The organism is Scardovia wiggsiae F0424 (genome assembly GCF_000269605.1).
Classification (GTDB): Bacteria; Actinomycetota; Actinomycetes; order Actinomycetales; family Bifidobacteriaceae; genus Scardovia; species Scardovia wiggsiae.
Map to the genome: position 1 here is coordinate 216,120 of NZ_AKCI01000001.1, position 23,237 is coordinate 239,356.

General features: G+C 54.8%; 19 protein-coding genes. 10 read left to right on the top strand and 9 right to left on the bottom strand.

Annotation, left to right across the window (positions count from 1 at the left end):
• Nucleotides 1–48 precede the first annotated feature (48 nt).
• On the bottom strand, nt 49–1,548 hold the full coding sequence (brnQ, locus tag HMPREF9156_RS0101050) for a branched-chain amino acid transport system II carrier protein (RefSeq protein ID WP_007148082.1): 1,500 nt from the start codon (nt 1,546–1,548) through the stop codon (nt 49–51).
• Nucleotides 1,549–2,011: 463 nt separating this feature from the next.
• On the opposite strand from brnQ, the gene ileS reads away from it, so the two are divergent.
• Both ileS and HMPREF9156_RS0101060 read left to right on the top strand, forming a co-directional pair.
• On the top strand, nt 2,012–5,362 hold the full coding sequence (gene ileS / locus HMPREF9156_RS0101055) for an isoleucine--tRNA ligase (protein ID WP_007148083.1): 3,351 nt from the start codon (nt 2,012–2,014) through the stop codon (nt 5,360–5,362).
• A gap of 251 nt (nt 5,363–5,613) precedes the next feature.
• Nucleotides 5,614–6,048, top strand: coding sequence for a DUF488 domain-containing protein (locus tag HMPREF9156_RS0101060; RefSeq protein ID WP_007148084.1), 435 nt, complete (start codon nt 5,614–5,616; stop codon nt 6,046–6,048).
• Between the two features lie 12 nt (nt 6,049–6,060).
• Here the strand turns inward: HMPREF9156_RS0101060 and murI are convergent, their stop codons facing one another.
• The 4 genes from murI to HMPREF9156_RS0101080 all read right to left on the bottom strand — a co-directional run bounded on the left by murI (nt 6,061) and on the right by HMPREF9156_RS0101080 (nt 10,838).
• Nucleotides 6,061–6,855 carry a glutamate racemase gene (gene murI / locus HMPREF9156_RS0101065; protein WP_029246297.1) on the bottom strand — a complete coding sequence of 265 codons (795 nt, stop codon included), beginning with the start codon at nt 6,853–6,855 and terminating at the stop codon, nt 6,061–6,063.
• Nucleotides 6,856–6,939: 84 nt separating this feature from the next.
• Nucleotides 6,940–7,872 (bottom strand): patatin-like phospholipase family protein, encoded by a 933-nt coding sequence (locus tag HMPREF9156_RS0101070; RefSeq protein ID WP_017147367.1) that lies wholly within the window; start codon nt 7,870–7,872, stop codon nt 6,940–6,942.
• Between the two features lie 37 nt (nt 7,873–7,909).
• Entirely contained in the window at nt 7,910–10,012 is a 2,103-nt protein-coding gene (locus tag HMPREF9156_RS0101075; RefSeq protein WP_007148087.1) for a transglycosylase domain-containing protein, read from the bottom strand.
• 97 nt (nt 10,013–10,109) lie between these two features.
• Nucleotides 10,110–10,838, bottom strand: a complete 729-nt coding sequence (locus HMPREF9156_RS0101080; RefSeq protein ID WP_007148088.1) for a Crp/Fnr family transcriptional regulator — start codon at nt 10,836–10,838, stop codon at nt 10,110–10,112.
• 95 nt (nt 10,839–10,933) lie between these two features.
• On the opposite strand from HMPREF9156_RS0101080, the gene HMPREF9156_RS0101085 reads away from it, so the two are divergent.
• From HMPREF9156_RS0101085 to galK, 4 genes are all read left to right on the top strand, one after another.
• On the top strand, nt 10,934–11,719 hold the full coding sequence (locus HMPREF9156_RS0101085; RefSeq protein ID WP_007148089.1) for a polyprenol monophosphomannose synthase: 786 nt from the start codon (nt 10,934–10,936) through the stop codon (nt 11,717–11,719).
• Nucleotides 11,720–11,778: 59 nt separating this feature from the next.
• Nucleotides 11,779–12,573: a DeoR/GlpR family DNA-binding transcription regulator gene (locus tag HMPREF9156_RS0101090; RefSeq protein WP_231198103.1), complete on the top strand. Its 795-nt coding sequence runs from the start codon at nt 11,779–11,781 to the stop codon at nt 12,571–12,573.
• A gap of 209 nt (nt 12,574–12,782) precedes the next feature.
• A complete protein-coding gene (galT, locus tag HMPREF9156_RS0101095; protein WP_007148091.1) occupies nt 12,783–14,036 on the top strand; it encodes a galactose-1-phosphate uridylyltransferase in 1,254 nt (417 codons plus the stop codon).
• A 79-nt stretch (nt 14,037–14,115) separates the two neighbouring features.
• Nucleotides 14,116–15,390: a galactokinase gene (galK, locus tag HMPREF9156_RS0101100; protein WP_007148092.1), complete on the top strand. Its 1,275-nt coding sequence runs from the start codon at nt 14,116–14,118 to the stop codon at nt 15,388–15,390.
• Here the strand turns inward: galK and HMPREF9156_RS0101105 are convergent.
• Nucleotides 15,387–16,877 (bottom strand): metal-dependent hydrolase family protein, encoded by a 1,491-nt coding sequence (locus HMPREF9156_RS0101105; protein ID WP_007148093.1) that lies wholly within the window; start codon nt 16,875–16,877, stop codon nt 15,387–15,389. The two genes, galK and HMPREF9156_RS0101105, sit on opposite strands and share 4 nt — an antisense overlap.
• A gap of 142 nt (nt 16,878–17,019) precedes the next feature.
• Nucleotides 17,020–17,625, bottom strand: a complete 606-nt coding sequence (locus HMPREF9156_RS0101110; protein ID WP_100214491.1) for a tRNA (cytidine(34)-2'-O)-methyltransferase — start codon at nt 17,623–17,625, stop codon at nt 17,020–17,022.
• A 118-nt stretch (nt 17,626–17,743) separates the two neighbouring features.
• On the opposite strand from HMPREF9156_RS0101110, the gene HMPREF9156_RS0101115 reads away from it, so the two are divergent.
• Nucleotides 17,744–18,736 (top strand): HhH-GPD family protein, encoded by a 993-nt coding sequence (locus HMPREF9156_RS0101115; RefSeq protein ID WP_007148095.1) that lies wholly within the window; start codon nt 17,744–17,746, stop codon nt 18,734–18,736.
• Nucleotides 18,737–18,893: 157 nt separating this feature from the next.
• On the top strand, nt 18,894–19,715 hold the full coding sequence (locus HMPREF9156_RS0101120; RefSeq protein ID WP_007148096.1) for a hypothetical protein: 822 nt from the start codon (nt 18,894–18,896) through the stop codon (nt 19,713–19,715).
• Nucleotides 19,716–19,745: 30 nt separating this feature from the next.
• Here the strand turns inward: HMPREF9156_RS0101120 and radA are convergent, their stop codons facing one another.
• Nucleotides 19,746–21,149, bottom strand: coding sequence for a DNA repair protein RadA (gene radA / locus HMPREF9156_RS0101125; protein WP_007148097.1), 1,404 nt, complete (start codon nt 21,147–21,149; stop codon nt 19,746–19,748).
• 102 nt (nt 21,150–21,251) lie between these two features.
• Between radA and HMPREF9156_RS0101130 the strand changes: the two genes are divergently transcribed.
• Both HMPREF9156_RS0101130 and HMPREF9156_RS07030 read left to right on the top strand, forming a co-directional pair.
• Complete coding sequence (locus HMPREF9156_RS0101130; protein WP_231198104.1) at nt 21,252–22,079, top strand: hypothetical protein; 828 nt, start codon at nt 21,252–21,254, stop codon at nt 22,077–22,079.
• A gap of 148 nt (nt 22,080–22,227) precedes the next feature.
• A complete protein-coding gene (locus HMPREF9156_RS07030; protein WP_003817716.1) occupies nt 22,228–22,317 on the top strand; it encodes a 30S ribosomal protein bS22 in 90 nt (29 codons plus the stop codon).
• A gap of 125 nt (nt 22,318–22,442) precedes the next feature.
• On the opposite strand, the gene rpiA is transcribed toward HMPREF9156_RS07030, so the two are convergent.
• Nucleotides 22,443–23,144 (bottom strand): ribose-5-phosphate isomerase RpiA, encoded by a 702-nt coding sequence (gene rpiA / locus HMPREF9156_RS0101140; protein ID WP_007148099.1) that lies wholly within the window; start codon nt 23,142–23,144, stop codon nt 22,443–22,445.
• Between the last annotated feature and the right edge of the window lie 93 nt (nt 23,145–23,237).

The window sequence follows — 23,237 nt, forward strand, 5'->3', positions numbered from 1 at the left end:
GGATGAAGGCGGGAGGCACTACTGGAAGGTAGCGGCGGATACGGCTGACTAAGCAGTTACCTGCTCCGCTGCGCTGCTCCCGGTATCACTGTCGAGATCTGCGGCGGGCTGGCTCCCGTCAGCGGCCAGGTTTCCCGGCCATGTTTGATTGCTTTCCTCAATGAAGCTGTCATATTCTTTGAAAGCCTCAGGCTTTGCCTTCAGCTTGTACAGATGGACTGCCAGCCCTATAACAGCGCCGGCGACTGCCGGAAGAAGCCACGACAGGCCATAATCCGCCAGCGGGAGCAAGTCCCGTATCCGTGCAATAAACAGGGCAAAGCTGCTTTTGCTGACAGTGTCCGGGAAAGAAACGACCATATCCATGAGGGCCGGGATCGCAGTAAACCCCACGACCCAGCCGTAAACCGCCCTGTCACGCTTGAAAAGCGGTGAGCAGACTGAAAGCAGTATAAGCACCATGGCGAAGGGGTACAGCAGCATAAGCACAGGCGTTGACCAGGCTATAATAGTATCCAGGCCAAAGTTGGCGATGATGAATGACAGGATGCAGCACAGTGCAAGCCATGTATGGTAGCTGACCCTGGGGAAGTGGTTATGGAAATCCTGGGCAAAAGCGGCAACGAGCCCTACCGCTGTAGTCAGGCATGTTACTACGATAAGCGCGGCCAGCAATGCCTGCCCTGCCTTCCCGGCATATGCCTGGACGATCTGTGAGAATACGATGCCCCCATTGGACGACATCGTGAAACGCCCAAGCGACATAGAACCCATTGCTATGAGGAGTATGTAGATCACAGCAACGGCAAACATGGCGATAGTGCCTGATTTGGCTGTAACAGAAGCAACATTCTTTTCGTGCCGCACGCCCATCAGCCGTATCGTGGTCACGACGGTTACGCCGAACGCGAGCCCGGCAAGCACGTCCATCGTATTGTACCCTTCAAGCAGGCCGTTCGTAAAAGCACCGGAAATATAATGCGCATCCTGCGGCGATTTGCCGAAAGAGCTCCCCAGCGGGCTGATAAATGCCATAAAGAAGACTATGAAAAGGAGGATAAGGAACAGCGGGTTCAGCACTTTCCCGATATTCGACAATATGCTGTTCTCCTTATAGCTCAGGAGGAAGGCGAAGATAAAGAAGAGCGCAGAAAAAATAAGCAGAGCAGCAGTCCGGTATGACGACGGTATAAAGGGTTCGATACCTACGGTGAAAGAGACTGTTGCTGTACGGGGTGTCCCGAAGAAGGGCCCTATAGTTGCGTGGATAAGCACCATGAAAACGATTGCAAAAGCAGGGCCCAGAGGCCTGCCGATATCGTATACGCCTTTAGAGCGGGTAACGGCTATCGCCAGTACTGACAGCAGAGGCAGGACTACACCGGTGATCAGGAATCCCGCTCCTGCAATAGCCCAGTTTTTGCCTGCAAGCTGCCCCAGATGCAGCGGGAAGATCAGGTTCCCTGCACCGAAAAACAGGCCAAACAGCATAGATGCTACTACAAGGTAGTCAACCAGGCGCAGTTTCTTTTCATGTGTGCGGTCCATATGCTCTCCTTAAGCGAAGCGGCAGGGTGTTTGTGGTTGTTCACTATATGCAAAAGGTGTGTATAAAATGTGCGTGCGTGTTCCGGCTGTCTCGCAGTTCGAGACAGGGAAGGCGTGCGGCAGACAGAGGTATCAATGGTCATATGCCCCTCTTCCCGGGATACCGGGGCTCTTTTATGCAGGAATAAATATCGGGAAGTATGTGTTACAGCTGATGCTATAGTAATAGCGTCAGCATCGATCCGTTATCAGCGGGGAGCTTTCGGAAGAACGGGACAGGCATATGCCCGCCCTCATTAGACCCGACGGGAGAGGCCCGATATAGCCCGCCACAAGTGGACAGGCCCGAAGCGCGCAGTTCCAGGTCCTGTCAAACGAGGTGGTACCGCGGTATCGCGCATGTGAAAACCACAGCCTGCATATCGTCCTCGTATAACACAGCAGTATTACGAGGAGCCTTTTTATGAGTGAGCAGAACAGTGTCAGGCATGTGTATCCGAAAGCTTCTGCCGGCAGTACAGATGGCAGTGTACAGCCGGTCACACCCAGCCCGAGTTTCCCCAAAATGGAGGAAGCAGTACTGCGTTACTGGGATGCTGACGGCACTTTCAGAAAATCAGTAGAGCAGCGCCCTTCCGGGGATAACTCTTCTAATGAATTCGTCTTTTTTGACGGCCCCCCCTTTGCTAATGGGCTGCCTCACTATGGCCATCTTCTTACCGGATATGCAAAAGATGTGATCCCGCGTTACCAGACTATGAAAGGCCGTCGGGTCAACCGTGTCTTTGGGTGGGATACCCACGGCCTTCCTGCGGAGCTTGAAGCCGAAAAAGAACTTGGCATAGAAGATAAAAGCCAGATCGATGAAATGGGACTTGCCCGGTTTAATGAGGCATGCCGCACATCTGTCCTGAAATATACGGATGAGTGGAAAGATTATGTCCACCGCCAGGCGCGCTGGGTAGACTTTGAGCACGGGTATAAGACCCTGGATACCACGTATATGGAGTCTGTGATCTGGGCTTTTAAGAAACTGTACGATAAAGGCCTGGCATATAAGGGGTACCGTGTCCTCCCTTATTGCCCGAAGGATGAGACCCCGCTGAGCAACCATGAGCTGCGTATGGATGCTGATGTTTACCAGGACCGTCAGGATACATCCGTTACTGTAGCAGTAAAATTCCGTGATGAAGATGCGTATGCCGTTTTCTGGACGACTACCCCGTGGACAGTCCCCGGGAATTTATCGATAGTTGTGGGGCCGGATATCGAGTACAGCGAGATTGAACCTGTTTCGGGCGAATTCGCCGGTAAAAAACTGTATTTCGCTACAGCCCTCCTCCCGCGGTATGCTAAAGAGATCGGCGACGATTACACAGTGGTCCGTACGCTGAAAGGTTCCGACCTTGAAGGCAGGCGGTACTATCCTGTTTTCCCGTATCTTGCGGACGGCTCGGCGACAAGCCAGGATGGTGCATCCGGTGAAGACCCCCATGCATTCACTATCTATACAGCGGATTATGTAGATGTTACCGAAGGTACCGGCCTGGTCCATCAGGCTGTTTATGGCGAAGACGATATCAATACCCTTAACGCCCATCAGGTGCGTACCGTGGATTACCTTGATGATGCATGCCGTTTCAATTCCATTGTCCCGGACTATGAAGGGATCCGTGTATTTGAGGCGAATAAGCAGATAATCCGTGATATGCGCAATAATACAGGTGCGCTGGCCGGTGTGGAGGAAGACCGCCGAGCGCTGCTGGTGCAGGAGAAATCGTATGTGCACAGTTATCCGCATTGCTGGCGATGCGGCACGCCGCTGATCTATAAACCGGTATCAAGCTGGTTCGTAGCGGTGACGAAGTTCAAAGACCGCCTGCTCAACCATAACGAAGGGATCAACTGGATCCCCGGCAATGTCAAGGACGGGCAGTTCGGCAAATGGCTGTCGAATGCGCGCGACTGGTCCATCTCACGCAACCGGTACTGGGGTTCCCCCATCCCGGTGTGGGTCTCGGATGACCCCCGGTACCCGCGTGTGGATGTATACGGTTCCCTGGAAGAGCTGAAACAGGATTTCGGTATGTATCCGACGGATGACAAGGGGGAAGTGAACCTGCACCGTCCATGGGTCGATGAGCTTACACGCCCCAATCCTGATGATCCGACGGGAAAATCTGTTATGCGGCGGATCCCTGATGTCCTTGACTGCTGGTTTGAATCAGGGTCCATGCCTTTTGCCCAGTTCCACTATCCGTTTGAAAACCGTGAATATTTTGAGCAGCATTTCCCCGGGGACTATGTTGTGGAATATATCGGGCAGACCCGCGGATGGTTCTATACCCTCCACGTTATGGCAACAGCACTGTTTGACAGCGCGGCATTCAAAAATGTGATCTGCCACGGCATAGTGCTTGGCGATGACGGGCAGAAAATGAGCAAGCATCTGCGTAATTATCCGGATGTCAACGGTGTTTTCAATGAATACGGTTCTGACGCCATGCGCTGGTTCCTTATGTGCTCGCCGATCCTGCGAGGAGGCAACCTTATCGTTACGTCGGACGGCATCCGTGATACCGTCCGCCAGATCATGCTGCCGCTGTGGAGCACGTATTATTTCTTCACCCTGTATGCGAACGCTGCCAACGGAGGGAAAGGGTTTGAAGCCCATCAGCTGGATGTGCAGGATATCGTGCACCTTCCCGAGATGGACCGGTACCTGCTTGCCCGTACGCGCAACCTTGTTGCCGATGTCCAGAAAAGCCTGGACAGTTTTGCTATTTCAGATGCATGCGACGCTGTTGCAGATTATATCGACGGGCTCACTAACTGGTATATCCGCAACTCGCGTGACAGGTTCTGGAACGAGGATCCGCAGGCGTTCAATACGCTGTACACGGCACTCGAGGTCCTGTGCCGCGTGATCGCCCCTCTGGCCCCTATGGAAGCGGAGACAATCTGGCGCGGGCTTACAGGCGGGGAATCTGTCCATCTGACCGACTGGCCGTATCTTGACGGTACTGGCCTTGGCAGCATCCTCCGCCGGGATGACGGGCTGGTTTCAGCAATGGACAAGGTGCGTGAGATAGTTTCCGGCACTCTTTCCCTCCGTAAAGCCCGTCAGATCCGCGTCCGCCAGCCGCTTTCCACACTGAGTGTGCTCGTATCCGACGTTGATGCGGTCAGCCCGTATGCTGATCTCATCAAGTCAGAGCTTAACGTTAAGGAAGTGCGGTTCAGTACCCTGGAGGCTGCAGCCGGGAATGGGCTCCGTATTATCAGTGAGCTGAAGGTCAATGCACGCGCAGCAGGTCCGCGCCTCGGCAGGCAGGTACAGTCTGTGATCAAGGCTTCCAAATCAGGGGACTGGCATAAGGCTTCTGACGGCGGTGTGGCGGTGGATACCCCAGACGGTGAGATACCTCTGGAACAGGGGGAATACGAACTGGTAAACCGTGTGGAGGAGACCGGGGGGAATGCCTCTAATCCTGCCGGCACCCCGGGGCAGGGCGAAGCTTATGCCTCGGCAGCCCTTCCCGCCGGAGGGTTCGTGATCCTTGATACCCGGCTTACCAATGACCTCGTGGCAGAAGGCTATGCCCGGGATACTATCCGGGTAGTCCAGGATGCCAGGAAAGAGGCCGGTCTGGATATTTCTGACCGTATTTCTCTGAAGCTTGCTGTCCCCGCTGCCCATGCAGGCCAGGTAAAGCAGTTTGAAAGCCTTATCTGTTCGGAGACCCTCGCGACACGTTTTGCTGTGGAAATTTCTGACAGCGAGGCTGTGGAAGCTTCTGTCAGCAAGGCATAGGCGGCATGGCGGGAGGCGTGCAGGATAAGTATTGCAAAGGTTCACTAAAGCGCCGTTGCTTAAGTGAACACTTCCATCTTAACTGACGCGCCTCCCATCTGATAAGTACATTATTCGTTGAGTTTAATTGGAAAAACTGGGATTTGGGACAATATACAAAACGCCCGGGGGCTGCGGAAATGGGAAATCAGGGTGCCGCGGATGGTAATACTAAGGTATGATATAAGCAGTTTTCTGTCCAGGGAGGAAATATGGTTACTGAGATAGCCCTTAAACGTGTTTATGATGATGCTGATGATGCTGACGGGTTCCGTATCCTTGTTGACAGGCTGTGGCCGCGGGGGATATCGAAGGACAAAGCCCGTGTTGATCTGTGGCTGAAAGATATAGCCCCTACCAATGAACTGAGGAAATCATGGGGGCATGACCCTGATACTTTTGATGATTTTACTGCCCGGTACCGTGCGCAGCTGGAAGCCAATACCAGTGCGGTCGGAGAGCTTATTGACACGATCAGGGAACAGTCTTCGCGTGCAGTGCCACGTATTACTTTTGTATACGGCGCGAAAAGCCCTGTGTATAATCAGGCATGTGTGCTGCGGGATTACCTGTTTGCTCCCGCATCTGCTTCATCACAGCTGAACAGGCTGGAAGCTGCCGGTATTACAGGTATCAGTGAAGCGTGATGCTTCCGGGGCTTAGCGGGGGGCGTCCCCATGGAGGAGGCTTTCCGCCAGCAGCCCCGTTGCCTTATCTTTGCAGGAATTTTCCAGGGTGACCGTGCCTGTATAGCTTTCCGGCCTGTCTGACTGTATCCCAAGCTCCCTGAGGACAGTACCGAGATGATGGGATGTCCCCGGATTACCGTCAATAACAGCCACATGCCCGGGAAGCATCTCTTCAAAGTAGCTCCGGTAAAAAACGAAATGGGTGCAGCCGAGCACTATAGAGTCAAGGGTTTCTGCATCAAATGGGGCAAGATATCCTGAGATGGCGTCCCGCACCCGTGCGCGGTCATTGAGCTGCCCCGATTCCACGATAGTGACCAGATCAGGGCAGGGCTGGGTGTGTATGGTGCTTTTCCCTTTGACCTGAGCGATAAGGTCTGCGAACTTCTGCCCTTTCAGTGTCAGTTCGGTTGCAAGGACCAGGATATTTTGAAGGCTGCCGCCGCCCCTGTCGCATGCTACTTTTACCGCAGGCTCCATGCCGATAACCGGGATATCATATGTGTGGCGCATATCGCCTGCACCGGCGCTCGTTGCGGTGTTGCAGGCAATAACTATAGCCTTAGCGCCTTTTGCGATAAGATGGTCTGCCGCCGAGAAACTGAGCTCTTCCACTTCGCCGGCAGGACGGGTGCCGTAGGGCGCGTTGGCGCTGTCCCCGAAAAAGATGATATCTTCGTTGGGCATATCCTTATGGATCTGCCGGACGACTGATATCCCTCCCATACCGGAATCGAAAACTCCTATTGGTGCGTTGCTGCCCAACTGGACCACCCCTTTCGTTGTGTGCAGTACGGTTATTATTTATTATCAACAGCTGTATCCCGGGCGCAGGCCTGCAGCAGACAATTATCCTATGAATTCCTGGATCTGTGCGATCTGTTTAAGCCCGTCATCGTACATGTCAAAAAGCCCCTGCCGTGTTTTCTTCAGGGTATCGAGCCCGTGGAGGTCGTCAGGCGCAAGGATAAGCACTTCGCCCTTTTCCTCGTACTGTTTAGCAAGGCTTATCTGGCTATTGTACAGCTTATATCTGTTGAGGACCCGTTCTGCAGCCGCAGGGTACTGGCGTTTAAGGAGCCTCCCGGGTATCCTGTCATGCGCCGGCTCGCGGAGCACATCCTTCTGGCGGGTAAGGACAAGGACGACTTTGGTGCATCCGTCTTCAAAAGCCTTTTCCACGGGGACAGGGTCCGCGATCCCGCCGTCAAAGTAGGGGACACCATTGATTATATAGGGGGCATTTGCCGCCGGCACACAGCTGGAGGCTTTGAAAATATCATAATTATCCTGGCTGATATCGTCTTTGGTGAAGTAATGCGGTTCGCCCGTGTTTGCATTGCATGCGACTACAGTAAGCGTGGCGGGGTTATCCCTCAGCGCTTCATAGTCAAGGGGATATTCCCCGTCATGGTTTGAAAGTCCGCTGTAAATATAGTCAAGGTTGATAAAATCGCGCTGGCTGAGCATATTGTGGAAGCTGGCATACTGGCTTCGGAAGGAATACTCGGTGTAGAACCGGAGATTCCTGCGGTACTGGCCTGACAGATAGCTTGCCATATCTGCGCTCCCTGCAGATACGCCGTAGCAGCGGTCAAAATGGATATTATGCTCTAGGCAGGCATCGAGCACCCCAGTACCGAAGATAGAACGGAACCCTCCGCCGACATCAATCACGCCTACCGTGGCAGACGCATCTTCTGCGGAGGGGGAGCCCTGTACCGCAGGCATACTGTCTGCACGTACCTGCCGCTGCCTGTCCATATCCATATCCGTATCCATCAAATAAATAAGCCTGCCGTTTCTCTTTCCGCAGGCCTCAGCCCATAAGGCTGGGGTCAGGCTGCCCGTAATTGGGGTCATCAGGGATATTGGCGGCTTTGACGTAATCGTTCATGAAACTGGTCAGTATAGGCAGAGTATACGCGCCATACCATGTATCGTATGTACGGCCGCCAACCGTCCTTCTGGTGAACGAGACCGGCCTTTCCATATTTCCCATAGTGGTATAGGCGGCAACGCCATTGGTGAAGATAACCGAATCCATATACTTGTCTTCTGCTGTCCCTGTTTTTGCAAAAGTCTTGCGTCCGCCGGCCAGCTGGGCATCCTTCGCAACTCCCTGAGTGACATCCTTATTGAGGATATAGGCGGTCGTCTGGGCAACTTCCTTGGAAATAGCCTGCTTGCAGCCTGCACTCGGGACCGCAAGCTCGCGGCCGTTCTTGGTGACCTTCGTTATGGCGATAGGGTCGCAGCGCACGCCATTCGCAGCTATGGTTGCATAGACGTTAGCCATGGTCAGCGGGGAGGCGTTGAGTGCGCCGATGATCATAGGGACCTGCATCTGCTTTTCAAGGTCGCTTTCGTTGATTGCAGAATTATGGTAGCCAAGGGTCTGTGCTGTCTTTGTGATAGCGCACAGGCCGATCTTCTGGGCCATTGCTGCCTGTGTGGTGTTATGCGACATGATCAGGCCATTATATGGCGTTTCAGGGTTGACTGTCCCGCCCCCTGAATTCTGGACGCTCCATACACCCGATTTTACCGGGGCACATGGGAACGTCTTCAGGGGATAAGCGGTAGAAGTGCGCAGGGATTCCATAGCTTTATGCCCGTTGGACAGCCAGGAAACCATGTTGATAGGTTTGAAAGTGGAGCCGGTCTGTACACCTATGCCTCCGCCGTCTATCTGGTCAACAGCATAGTTGATGGCGGTACTTGTACCCCCGGCATTAGTCTCAACACTATATGTACGGTTTTGCGCTATGGCAAGGACTTTTCCGGTACCCGGCTGGACAGCTGCCATAACAGCCTCGAACCCTGACTTGTCGTCTTCGGGCACTACTTTGCGCACGGCCGCATTCGCCGCATCCTCGGCATTGACATCCATAGTGGTGACGATATTCAGCCCTCCTGCGTACAGGAGCCTGCGCCGTTCTGTACGTGTTTTCCCAAAGGCAGGGGAGTTCAGTATGCGGTGGACCACATAGTCACAGAAGTATGCTGCACCGCCTGCGGCCTGGCAGCCGACGCGGATATCTTTGATTTTAAGGACGCTCTGAAGGGGGACAGCTTTGTATTTTGCAGCCTCCTGCTGTGAGATGAAACGGCTGCGCACCATGAGGTCCAGCACGATATTACGCTGTTCCTGGGCATTCTGGACATTAACGGTAGGATCGTATTTCGTAGGGTTTTTGGTGATGGACGCTATTGTTGCCGCTTCGCCGGCATCAAGGTCAGCGGCGCTTTTGGAAAAGTAATGCTGTGCTGCCGTTTCCACGCCAAATGTATTGACCCCGAACTGGGCTATATTCAGATAGCCCTGGAGGATGTCTGCTTTGGAATATTTTTTCTCGATCTGGAGGGCCAGGAGCATTTCCCGTATTTTACGGGCGATGGTATCTTCCTGGGCATGGTACGCTTCAATAGGGTCATTATCTGCCTGGGCCTGGGCTATAAGCATATTTTTGACGTACTGCTGTGTCAGAGTGGATCCGCCCTGGGTCCCGCCGCCCTTATGCACATAGGTCTGCAGGAAGGCCCTTAAAATACCTGTAGGGTCGACCCCGGAATGTTCGAAGAACCGGCGGTCTTCGCGCGCTACCACTGCCTGCTGCATGACCTTGGATACTTTGCTCAGGGGGACGTTGATACGGTTCTGGTCGTAGAACGTAGCGATCAGGGTCGTGCCGTCCGAAGCATACATGCGTGACTGCTGAGGCAGGTCAGACAGGCTGAACGTAACATTATCCGTGGTAGAGAGTGTGGGTGTCAGCTTTTTGACTGTATCCGAAGCCATAAGGGCTCCGGGCAGCAGGAAACCAGAAGCGATGATTCCGCCTGCGACGCAGAAAATGATATAGGCCAAAATAAGCGTAGTGATACGTTTAAAATCTTTTTTGGGTTTTTCGGCTGGCATACTTCTATTCTAAGGATAAGTATCTACCAGGGCAAGGCGGTTCGCAGGCCATTCACACGGTCCGCATAAGCAGGGTCCGGCTGTGCTGGGCTGGGGATCAGTGCTGGGAACGCAATATCAGCTTCCCCGGGCTGTAGATGATGATAGCCCGTCCGTCGCGTGCGATCCAGCCGCGGTTCGTAAAATCCATAAGGGCTTTGTTGACTGTTTCGCGGGATGTGCCTACAAGCTGTGCAAGTTCTCCCTGGGTAAGGTCATGGGGGACCAGGAGCCCTTTTTCCGTAGGCTCGCCGAAACGGCGGGCAAGGTCTATAAGCGTTTTTGCCAGGCGTGCGGGGACGTCCATGAAAACGAAGTCGCTTATACGCTCATTGTTGCGGCGCATGCGGCGCGCCAGCACCTGCAGCATGCTGACTGCCACACCGGGATGGTCATTGAGCCATTTCAGGAGGGATTCATGCGAGAGCGAGACGCCGGCCGTACTGTCCTGCATTGCCACAGCAGAAGCGGTACGCGGCCCTCCCAGGGGATCGAAAACGGGGATTTCGCCGAGTACTTCCCCCGGGCCGTGGATGCTCAGGAGCTGTATCCGTCCGTCATGCGATTCGCGGATCAGCTTGACGCGGCCACTTTCAAGGATGAACATACGGTTGTCGGTAGCACCTTCGCGGAAAATGAAATCGCCTTTGTTGAAAACCCACTGATGCAGATGCGGGATCAGCTGGTCTACTTCTGAAGGCTTGACGTGTTTGAAAAGGGCAGTGTGGAGCAGGATTATTTCAGGATCGATATTGGTGTGAGCCCTGTGCAGCTCTGGAGTATCCATCTGAATTCCTGTTCTACGTGCCGCCATTGCGCATATCTGCAAGCTGACACCACTATACTATGCATATGCGATGACCGGCCCTATAATGGGTGGTGATGGATCGTACTACTGATATTAGTGATTCTTATAGGCCGCGGACGGTTATCGTTATGCCTACATATAACGAAAAGGATAACCTCCCGCATACTCTTGAGGGTATATTCCGGTATTGCCCGTATGCCCATATCCTTGTGGTGGATGATTCGTCCCCGGATGGTACAGGGCAGCTGGCAGAAAAAATGGCGCAGCAGGACAGGCGCATCTTCGTTATCCACAGATCCATCAAGCGCGGGCTGGGGCCGGCATATATCGCGGGTTTTGAATGGGCGCTCCTGCACGATTACGAGATCGTCTGTGAAATGGATATGGACGGCTCTCACCGCCCTGAAGACCTTAAGCGCGTGCTTAACGGGCTCAGCTCCCATCCTGAGGCTGACCTGTGCATAGGCTCGCGCAGGGTGCCGGGCGGCGGTACTGAGAACTGGCCGTGGTACCGCGACGCTATTTCCAGATGCGGCTCTGCATATGCCCGCATTGCGCTGGGGCTCTCTACCCGGGATGCTACTGCCGGTTTCAGGGCATACCGCGCTGCTGCCCTGCAGCGCCTGCACCTTGATAAGATACAGGCGAACGGGTATGTTTTCCAGGTAGATATGACCCGGCGTGTGGAGTACTCCGGAGGGAAGGTCGTTGAAATCCCGATCCTGTTTGTTGAGCGTACCCGGGGCAGGTCAAAGATGGATACAGGTATAGTTATTGAGGCCATGTGGCGTGTTACTGCGTGGGGGATATCCAGGCTTTTTGGTGTGCGCCGCATACCCGGCAGCAACCGTCTCCGGTAACCCTTTGCTCCCATATCCCTGCATCTTTTATGTGCGTATGATTCGGTATTCTTTCGTTTTTGTGCGATAATGTCCGTATGATCCCGACACAGCGCCAGCAGTCCATACTTTCTGAACTCCATGAGAAGGGCGCTGTGCGCGTCAGTGAACTGTCCATACAGCTTGGCGTGTCTCCCATGACTGTCCGGAGGGATATAGAAGACCTTGCCGGGAAAGGGCTGCTGAAGCGTGTGCATGGAGGGGCTGTGTCTGCCAGCACCCTTCTGGCCGAGCCGCTGTTTTCTGTAAAATCACGCATGGAAACAGCTGTCAAACAGGCGATAGCGGCAAAGGCTGTGGAGTATGTGGCGCCTGGTGATGTTATTGCTGTCGGGGGAGGGAGCACGACTTATGCTTTTGCGCAATGCCTTCTGGAAAGCAAACGCTGCGAAGGGGTGACTATCCTGACGAATTCCATACCTGTTGCGCAGCTTGCCCATTCTGCCGATGCGTCCGGCTCTGTTGAAGTGATCATGACAGGCGGGGCCGTTACCCGGTCCAATTCGCTGGTCGGCCCTATTGCCGATAAAGTTATCCGGGGCTTGAGGGTAAATACCCTGTTTACAGGTGCCCACTCGGTTTCGCTTCCCCGCGGGTTCCTTACCCCCAATTCGCTGGAAGCTGCTACCAACTCTGCTTTGATATCTATTGCTGACCTGTGCATCGCCCTGGTGGACCACACAAAGTGGGACAGTACGTCGCTGTCGCTTTTTGCTGATTTTTCACAGATAGATACTGTTATTACCGATTCGGCGCTGAGCGGGCCGCGCCGGAAGCAGACGCGCAGCCTGGTGAAGCATCTTGTGGCTGTCTGAAATCGTCTGAACAGGGCGGCTGCATTCCGAGAAGCCGGTTATTTATGTTAGAAAGTGTTCGATTCTAACAAAAACGAACAAAATCTAACATTACTGATACCATAAATCATGAAGGCATGACATACAACAGCAGAGCAGGTAAACAGCGCCTGTAAACACTGCGGGGACAGGGCTATGAGCAGTCCTGCAGAAGCAGCAAAAGGAGCATGATGGCTACATTTATGCACTATACGCCGGGGGAATATGCACAGGGGCATATCCGCATCACCGGGACAGAGCTGTCTGACGGGCGGCAGTTCTTTTATCTGGATGATACCCCCGAGTATGTCTCAGGGGAGAAGGTGCGCGAGCTCAGAGACCCCAGGGAACTTGCCAACCGTTTCGAACCCGGCGTTGACGGCGAGGGGAACCCCATACCGGTGCAGGCGCCTCAGATGCGCCGGGACCCGCTGACCGGGGACTGGATACCTATGGCGACTGCGCGCATGAACCGCCCGATCACGGCCGGGCCCGGGGCTACTGCCACCGGGAATCCCCTTGCTGCCCGGAATCCGGGTGACCCCTATCAGGATGGCGAGGTGCCGGATACGGATTATGACGTAGTGGTTTTTGAAAACCGTTTCCCATCAATGAACCGTATTCCGGGAGTGAAGGATGAAACGGTGTATGTGGACGGCAACCCGTTATGGCCCCAGCGACCGGCCGTAGGGCGGTGCGAAGTAGTATGCTTCGATCCGAAAGAGGACTCCCTTCCCGCTGACCTTCCTGTTTCCCGGCTTCGCACCGTAGTAGAAGCGTGGGCTTTCAGGACAGCTGAAATATCGGCGATGGAGGGTATTGAGCAGATATTCCCCTTTGAAAACCATGGGCAGGAGATCGGCGTATCGCTGGCGCATCCCCACGGGCAGATATACTGTTTCCCGTTTGTGGCCCCGCGCCTTGAACAGGAGCTTCAGCATACGGAAGCCTACCGCAGCAGAACAGGGGGCAACCTTCTGCGCGATATCCTTAAAGGGGAAGTCGATGCGGGCGGGCGTATCGTCATGCGCAACAGCACGTGGATCGCCTATGTCCCCGCTGCTGCCCGGTGGCCTCTGGAAGTGCATGTGCAGCCAGTACGGGACGGCATATTTACCCTTGACCAGCTCAATGATAATGAACGCTGGGGGCTGGCACAGATGTATTCTGCGCTCCTTAAGCGCGGCAACATGTTTTTTGATACAGGCAATGGCGAAGGCATGGATCTGCCTTATATTGCCGCATGGCACCAGGCCCCTGTCCGCGACAGGCGCCGCAGCAGCTATCGCCTTAACCTACAGTTCTTCTCCTTCCGCCGTGCTGCTAATAAGATCAAGTATCTGGCCGGTTCTGAATCCGGTATGGCTGCATGGATATCTGATACGACGCCTGAAAAAATTGCTGCGCGCTTCCACGAGCTTGGTGATACGGATATTGATAAATAACAGCCGGAAGTCAGCGGCATGCTGCGGGCAGGCTCCGGTGCAGCAGTACTGATATAGATATGGACCATGAAGGGAAATTATGATAGCACAGGACAGGGATATAAGATTCATTGAGGCGATAACAGACGCCGACGGCGCGCATAAGGCGCGGGAGCTGTTCAGCCGCACGTTTGGATATGAACCGTCAGGCGTGTGGGCAGCGCCGGGACGGGTCAATCTGATCGGGGAGCATACGGATTACAATGCAGGCCTGTGCCTCCCGATTGCTTTGCCGCATCGCACTTTTATTGCGCTGGCTCCCAGACGGGATACGCGTGTGCGTACAGTGTCTGCCGTCAGGCAGGATTCTGTAGCGGAAGCTGAACTTGAGGGGCTTAATGCCGGGGGAGTGGCAGGATGGGCTGCCTATCCGGCAGGTGTGGCATGGGCTATGCGTGAACATGGCATGGCTGTCAGAGGTTTTGATGCGGCATTTGTATCATGTGTCCCTTTGGGGTCGGGGCTGAGCTCTTCCGCCGCTATGACATGTTCCACAGCCCTGGCGCTTGACGATGTTTATGGTCTCGGTTTTGGAAGTACGGATGAAGGCAGGGTCACTCTGATCTCTATGGCGGTCGCTTCAGAAAACGACATGGCCGGTGCCAGTACCGGAGGGCTCGATCAGAACGCCTCAATGCGCTGCCGGGCGGGCAAGGCGCTGCTCCTTGACTGCCGGCCCGGGCTGTCTGCATTGGAAAACGTGTCCCAGCAGGATTTTGACCTGGCCGCATATGGGCTTGAACTCCTTGTAGTCGATACCTGCGCCCCGCATCAGCTTAATGACGGGCAGTATGCTGCGCGCCGTAAAACATGTGAGGAAGCCGCCGCGGAACTTGGGGTGCGGAATCTCCGCCAGGCTGCTGACCAGATCGCGGATGCTTCCCGGGGTGATGCAGACAGGAAACGGGAGGGCCTGGACCGTGTGCTTGCCGCGCTTTCCGACCCTACGGAAATAAAACGTGTGCGCCACGTGATAACTGAGATATGGCGTGTGGAGGATTTCGCCGAGGCATTCGGCTCCGGAGATATCCGCACTGCCGGCAGCCTTTTCAATGCTTCACATGATTCTCTGCGCTACGACTACGAAGTGACTGCGCCGGAACTGGATACTGCAGTGGAAGTAGCCCGCAGCAATGGAGCATATGGCGCACGCATGACCGGCGGCGGTTTCGGCGGCTCCATTATCGCGCTTGTTGATAAAGGCCAGTCCAGGCAGCTAGCGGAAAAAATAGCAGAAGCATTCTCTGCCAAAGGGTTCCGGCAGCCGCAGGCACTTACCTCAGTAGCATCTCGTGCAGCTGAACGTGTAGCTTAAAGGGTATCAAGCTCCTCGTCGATTTCGGCAATATGCCTGGCGTGGGGGCGCCATACTGGGATCCCGTGTGTTACGACGAGTGAAGGGTTATTGAGCGTACGGAGGTTTTCGAGCGGATTCCCTTCAGTAACAAGGAGGTCTGCGGACAGCCCCTCATCCAGTGACCCCGTAACATCGCTGATATTAAGGATTTCTGCGTTTCCTGCCGTTGCGGCGTAAATTGCCTGGGCTGCGGTCATGCCCGTATAGCGCACGAGGAAATCCAGTTCACGCCAGGTATTGTACTGCGTCACATAAGGCATTGCAGCGTCAGTCCCCACGCCTATATGAAGGTTTTTTGCCACAGCTTCGCGGTATCCGGCAAGCATATGCTCTGCGATGCGTTCCGCATTAGCGCGCGCAGTATCATTTATGCCGATTTTATCCTGGTCAAGGGAAACCATTGCCAGAATAGTGGAAAGGGTTGGTATCAGGGCGCTGTACCCCTTCAGTGAACCCGGATTGTGCCGGAACAGGGCAACGGCTTCCTTATCGAGGTCAGAGCCGTGCTCAATAGTATCGACACCTGCCCGCAAAGCAGTTTTGACCCCCTCAAGGCTCTGGGCGTGTGCCGCAACGATGATCCCTGCTTTATGGGCTTCTGTACAGATGATCCTCATAAGGCTTTCGCTCATCTGAGGGCGCCCGGCTTCATCAGCCTCCTGCGAATCAATTACACCGCCAGTCGCAGCGATCTTAACAGCATTGGCCCCGTTGTCAAGCAATATATGCACATTGGCGAGGGCGCTCTCCTCATCGGGGCATTCCAATGCGATCAGCGGTGCGCCATGTCCGCCGGGCGCAGACAGGAGGGGCCCTGAAGCCAGGATCCTGGGGCCCATAACTGTGCCATCCTGGATATCATCCCTCAGATCCGCTAAATCGTAAGCTATATCACCTAAAGTCCGCACTGTAGTAACGCCGGAAAGGAGCTGCTGCCGGATATTGTACCGTGTCAGCCTGCGTATCATCGCCCGCCCTAAAACCGTAGTAGTAAAATGCTTAAGGGTTTTTTGCGGGCCTTTATCCCCCATATTCGATGAGAGACGCCTGCCGCTGCCAAACACATGGACGTGCGCATTGATAAGCCCGGGCATAATGTAGCGGCCCTGTGCATCAATGGACCTGTAGCCTGCCGGGATCTTCTTCATCCTGGCAGTATCTGAGCTGGGGAAAACAGCCTTGATAGTACCGTCTTCCGATATGACGACACTCATATCATTATCAACAGACCCTTCTTTCATCCCCAGCCCGTCAATACCCTTGCGGGTGCGGATAATATTGGCATGGTGGATAGCAAAAGGGACATGTTCCGCGGAGGCCCTGCATGCGGGCTTGCACTCAGGGAACCTGGCGCGCAGGGAACCAATGATCCCTGAAGCTGTAGAGCCCAGGCCGCTGAGCATATGGGATGCAGACCGCCTGCCGGAGGTACCATTCTCTGTCATAATAATCCTGTGCCTTTCTGCGGCAGCTCTTTCTGCCGCGTACAAAAGATGGGATGGCTGCACCCTATTGTACAGGATCGCCTTATAGTTTGCTAACCCTTGTCCGGCTTTTATCCGGGATCCCGCCGGCTGCCGGGGCGCCTCATGCTTTGCTGCTTCCTTTGAACCCCAATTGCCGCCATGCTTCATACAAAGCGATAGAAGCGCAGTTGGCAAGATTGAGGCTGCGCAGGCTTGGACGCATAGGGAGCCTGACCTGCCTGTAGATGTGTTCCCCGGCCATAATATCCATAGGGTCGGGGATATTCCCCGGCTCAGGGCCAAAAAGCAGGATATCCGTCGGCCTGTACTCAACCTCTGTATACAGTCCATCCGCCTGTGCGGTAAACGATATAATGCGTGATCCCGGCATAGAGCTGACAAGATTTTCAAAATCGGGATGAATAACAACGTGCGCCATATCGTGGTAGTCAAGGCCGGCCCGCCGCAGCTTCGTATCCCTGAGATTGAAACCGAGCGGTTCCACCAGATGGAGTACAGAACCGGTCACCGCACATAAACGGATCGCGGAACCGGTATTGCCCGGGATGCGGGGGGAGTAGAAACATAAATGGGGTACAGCGGTTTCCTTAAGGCCCGCCTCATGCGGCTGCAGCATGGCATCTGTGACATTTACAGGGTTCCCGTGTGCGTCGGTAATAAGCTCATCCGGCCCGTAGGAAGGTTTACGGTACCCGTATTCAAACATTGCTGTCACACCCTGGGGGACCGGCGGCACAACTGTACCATTACCCGGTCCAGGCCCCTGTCCCGGTTCTGTGCGCTGGCGTTTCGTATTATCGCTCATATTTGCAACAATAAAGATGATGACCGACAGCGTGCATTTATCCAGTCAGCAGGGCCCCGGTACGGCAGATAGAGGGACCGCATCAGACGAAGCAGCCATCAGTGCATACCGTGCACTGGCACGGTGGTGGGGCAGCAATGCGCGAGATTTCCCCTGGCGTTTTGGGAAAACTACCCCGTGGGGGATACTTGTTTCCGAAGTCATGAGCCAGCAGACCCCTATGTCCCGTGTCCTGCCTTACTGGGAAAAGTGGATGGGGATGTGGCCGGACCCTCAGGCAGTGTCCGAAGCTTCCACTGCAGAGATCATTTCTGCCTGGGGCCATTTAGGGTATCCACGGCGTGCGCTGCGGCTGCAGGAATGTGCACGTACACTTGTCAGGGACTGCGGCGGCAGGCTCCCGGCATCATATGATGGGCTGAGGGCGCTCCCCGGGATCGGGGATTACACGGCAAGCGCAGTCCTGTCATTTGCCTTCGGGATCCGTATACCTGTTATTGATACCAATATCCGGCGTGTCCTGGTCCGCGTATTTGACGGTGCTGAATCTACGGGAGGTGCTGCGGGTGCGCATGACAGGGAGCTCGCCGCCAAGGTACTGCCGGCCGGGAGCCGTCAGTCAGTTGTGTGGAACCAGTCGGTGATGGAGCTTGGCGCTGTCGTATGTACAGCGAAAAAACCGCGCTGTGCAGTATGCCCGTTGAACAGCCTGTGCAGATTCTATGCATCCGGGCTTCCGGGGCTCGGGCAGAAGCCTACCCGCCCGCGGCAGAAGTTCAGGGGGACGAACCGGTATGTGCGGGGGCTGGTCCTTAAAGCCCTGCGCCAGGCAGAAGCAGAAACAGGGCCCGGTACAGCCGCCGGCACACAGCGCCGGAGCCGCTCTGTCCCTTATTCTGAGCTTAATTCCTTATGGAACGATACAGTGCAGCTGGATGGATGCATCGCTTCATTGGATGAAGATGGGCTGATAGTTATCAATAAGGACCATTCGGTGTCTCTGCCCCGGTAGCCTGACTGTCTGCCGGTGCGCACAGGAACCCGTACTGCAATCCCTCCAATTCCGGAAGCAGGGGATATGCGGCATGCCTTTGTGCCTCCATGTGGAATGGCTGTAAGTATTCCCGCAGGATACGGTTTTCTCTGTATTTTCGCATAAACTGGTATATATGGCGACGTGGAAAGATTCAACACATTCAGCATGGCAGAGCAGCTCGGGTCCGGGACGCACTTCAGGGGGACGTTCACGAGGCTCCGGGCGCAGGCTGTCTAAAGCTGAGATGCGCAGGGTCTATCTGCGGCGCCGGATCATAGCTGTTATTGTCCTGGCAGCGGTTATTGCCGCAGCAGTATGGGGCGGGGTGGCAATAGCACGGATACTGTCGAGGCGGCACAGTGCGGCATCAACGGTACAGGCAGCAAAACCGCGGGCTTCTTCGTCTGCTGCATCTGACGGGCAGACAGTACACCGTACAGAGAAAAGCAAGCTTTCCGGTATCCCCGACTGCACGGCATCTGATCTGGAATTAAGCCTCAGCGTGCAGCAGAGCACGGTGGAATCCGGCGGAACGGCAGTTTTCAACGTGAGTGTAGCCCACAAAGGGCAGAGGGACTGCCTTATTGATGCAGCGAACGGTTCAAGGGTCCTCGCTGTTGCATCGGGCAATACGGTCGTGTGGCGCTCTGATATATGCGAGAGCAGCGCCAGGATGCTGCTGATGACAGATAAAGATGTGGATACCCAAAAAATAAGCTGGGGTACAAAAGCTGCCCAGTCGTCCTGCAAGCCCGACAGCGCACTGGAAAATGTGCAGCCGGGGACATATACCGCATACACATATATCAAAGATGACCCGTCAATACGGTCAGCAAAAGTCCCTGTGATTGTTACGCAGCCTGCGGCACCGGCACCTTCCTCTGAACCCGGTACGCAGGACAGCCCTGCACAGGATAATGGTACCGGCCAGGGGAATTCAGATAACCGGCAGTAATGGCAGTAATGGATAATACTGGGCAGGCAGTCAGATACCCAGCTGTGCGAGTGCCTCAGCAGCTGACGATACTTCGATAAAGTCCATGCCGTCTACCTGTTTCCATGGCGATCCTTTCCGATGGCGCGGGATGACGGCTGTTGTGAACCCCATGCGTGCAGCTTCGCGCAGACGGTTTGCCATACGGGTAACGGGGCGTATCTGCCCGGTCAGCGATATTTCGCCTATACATACGGTAGTACGGGGAACGGGGACCCCCTTTGCCGCGCTTGCAAGGGCAGCGGCAATAGCCAGATCGCAGGCCGGTTCCCGCGCAGATCCGCCTGCAATAGTCGATACATAGATGTCATTATTCAGCAGGGATATTTTTGCATGCCTGTGCAACACCGCTATGATCATTGCCAGGCGGTTGTAGTCGATCCCGTTCGTTGCCCTGCGCGGGGAGGGGAGGACAGAAGATGTGGCCAGTGCCTGTATCTCAATGGGAAGGCTCCTGTGTCCGTCAACAATGAATGTTACGCATGTGCCTGCCGGGGTTTCTTCCGAATCGCTCACAAACAGGCCGCTCGGGTCGGAAACTTCTTCTATCCCTTCGCCGCTCATATCGAAACAGCCTACTTCATCTGTCGGGCCGAAACGGTTTTTCAGGCTGCGCAGGAGACGCAGTGCTGTCTGGCTGTCGCCTTCAAACTGGCATACCACGTCTACAAGATGCTCAAGGGTGCGCGGGCCCGCGATAGAGCCGTCTTTGGTCACATGCCCGACCAGGAGTATGGGGATATCCAGCGTTTTTGCACATTCGATAACTGAAGCTGCCACTTCACGCACCTGGGTATTCCCTCCAAGGATGCCGTCAGTATCCGCGCTTGATATAGTCTGGACCGAATCAACGATAGCCAGTGCAGGTTTTTCCTGTTCGATGAGGGCGATAACAGTCCCCAGGTCAGTGGTAGAGGCCAGGAGGAGGTTGCTGACAACAGTCCCGATGCGCCGTGCCCGCATGCGTATCTGCCCCAGGGATTCCTCCCCGGAAATATAAAGGACCTTTTTGCCGGTACTGTACAGCGACTGTGCAATATTCCCTGCTGTTTCCAGCAGGAGCGTCGATTTGCCGATCCCTGGTTCCCCGGCCAGCAGGATCACAGCGCCGGGCACGATGCCGCCTCCAAGGACGCGGTCAAATTCGGTGAAGCCGGTGGGTATGCGGATAACATCCTCCAGGCCTGTATCCGTAACGGGGCGCAGTATGCTGCCTTTTTCGGTGTCGGTAAGCATAGGCCGTGTGCCGCTGCCTGAGCGGGGAGAGGCCTTGATTTTGGGTTCATGGAACTCTTCTATAGTGCCCCATTCGCCGCAGCTGGGGCATCTCCCATACCATTTTGAGCCGTTCCATCCGCATTCCGAGCAGACATACTGTGGTGCAGTTTTCGCCATAGTCTGCACGCTACTGATGTATAAAGACATTCCGGCGGCAATAAGGGCGGGCTGTGCAGGAACCCCGTTGCAGAGTCCCGAATGCGTGCGAAAATAAAAGGTATGAGTAACGAGCAGCAAGACAGCAGCCCTTTTGAAGGCATGGCTATGCGCGGGCAGACGGCGCAGGAAGGCCATAGCCGGAATGAAGCTGCCCGGCAGGACAGCTATGATAGCCAGACAGGCTCGGGGAAGGGCTTTTCAGGGGATTCTTTAGGAAATAAGTCACAGGAAGGTTCCAGCCGCAGCACTGATGGCGACGGCGTTTCCGGCAATGATGCAGATGCCCAGTCCCGCCATGTATCCCACCGGAACAGGGTTATTGTCCTTGTTGCCGCTATAGTGATCGTTGTCCTTGCTGTACTGAGCGCATTCGTATGGCCGGGCTGGGCGCTGAAAAAAAGCGGTGTGATTGGCGGCGGCTCCAGGCCTGCTTCTTCCGCTGCTGTAACCCCTACTGTTCCGGCTAAAGCATTGCCTGACGGTTCTTCCGTGCTGGTAAAGACTGTGCTTCCCGATACTGCCGGGGCGTATGCCCGCCAGAGTGTTGAAAAAACAACGGATTGGGAGTCTTCCCAGCCGATCGAAGAATATAAGGCAGTCTATTCGAATGGGCAGGCAGGCCAGGATATAACTGTCACAGTTGCCCAGTGGTCTACGTCCGATTATGCCCTCAAACAGTATCAGAGCCTGACGGGCCAGCTCAAAGGCAAGCAGATTGCCCAGGGGAATGTGTCTGTCAATGGTGCCCAGACCGGCTCTTATATTGCCCGTGAGGATCAGAAAAATGCCCGGAATGCGATTGTTATTGAGCAGAACTCTTCTGTGCTGTTCCAGCTGTCGGGTCCGAAAGCCCAGATGACTGATTTCTTCGATAAGTTTGGGTACTGACGGAAAACAGTATGCAGGCAGCCCTGCCCCCATGTGGACTGCTGGAGTAGTGCGGATGGGCTCAGGCTGTGTGTTCTGCTGCAGTGCGCGTGTCCGCCAACAGGAGTAGGATACTGAAAGTTGTGTCAAATAGGAAACGGAGGCTCTGATGGGTTCTGTCATCAAGAAGCGTCGCAAGCGGATGAGCAAAAAGAAGCACCGCAAAATGCTGCGTAAGACTCGTCACCAGCGTAAGTAGTGTGGGCGCCTGAAGGCGCTTTTGCCTTCTTTCAACAGACGGTTTTATATGGATGATGCCCCTCCGCAGAGGGGCATCATCCATTATTTATATAACCGCTGTGCGCGCGGTACCAAGATGCGGTATCAGGCTTTATCCGGATTCTGCATGACCCGCGGGCCTGCAGGATCGCCTACGATAACAGTATCCACCATATTGAGGAAAAGCCCGTGCTCTACGACGCCGACTGTAGTGATAAGGTCCCCGGCAAGCTCCTTCGGGTTCTCAATACGTCCAAGATGAAGGTCAACAATATAGTTTTTTTCATCGGTACGGACCGGCTCCCCCTGGGCATCGAGCCGGAGTACGGGCTTATATCCGCGCTTTTTGAACTGTGCAATCACGTGGCCTGCCCCGAAGGGGATAACTTCTACAGGCAGGGGGAACGCGCCTATCGTGTCAACAACTTTGGACCGGTCAACGATCCATACGATTTTATTGGAATTGACGGCAACGATCTTTTCCCACAGGAGTGCTGCGCCGCCGCCTTTGATGCCGTTGAAATCCTTATCCACTTCATCGGCACCGTCAATAGTGATATCGATATGGTCTGCATCATCAATATCGATGATTTTTATCCCATAGCCTTCAGCCTGCTCCTGTGTGCGGCGCGATGTCGTCACACCGGTGAATTTAAGGCCTTCCTCCCGTGTCCGGCGGCCCAGTTCATCCACGAGGAATTTTACAGTGGAACCGGTGCCGAGGCCGGCAACCATACCGTCCCGGATCAGTTGTGCCGCCTCTATACCGGCTGCTTTCTTCAGTTTGTCCTGTGTTTCTTTATCCATAGTGCTCCTTTGGAATCGTATTATGGTCAGTATGCGGTTACCGTCCTTATGCGGGGCTGAGTCTCGGCGAAGCCTGCTTCATATCCTGCAGCA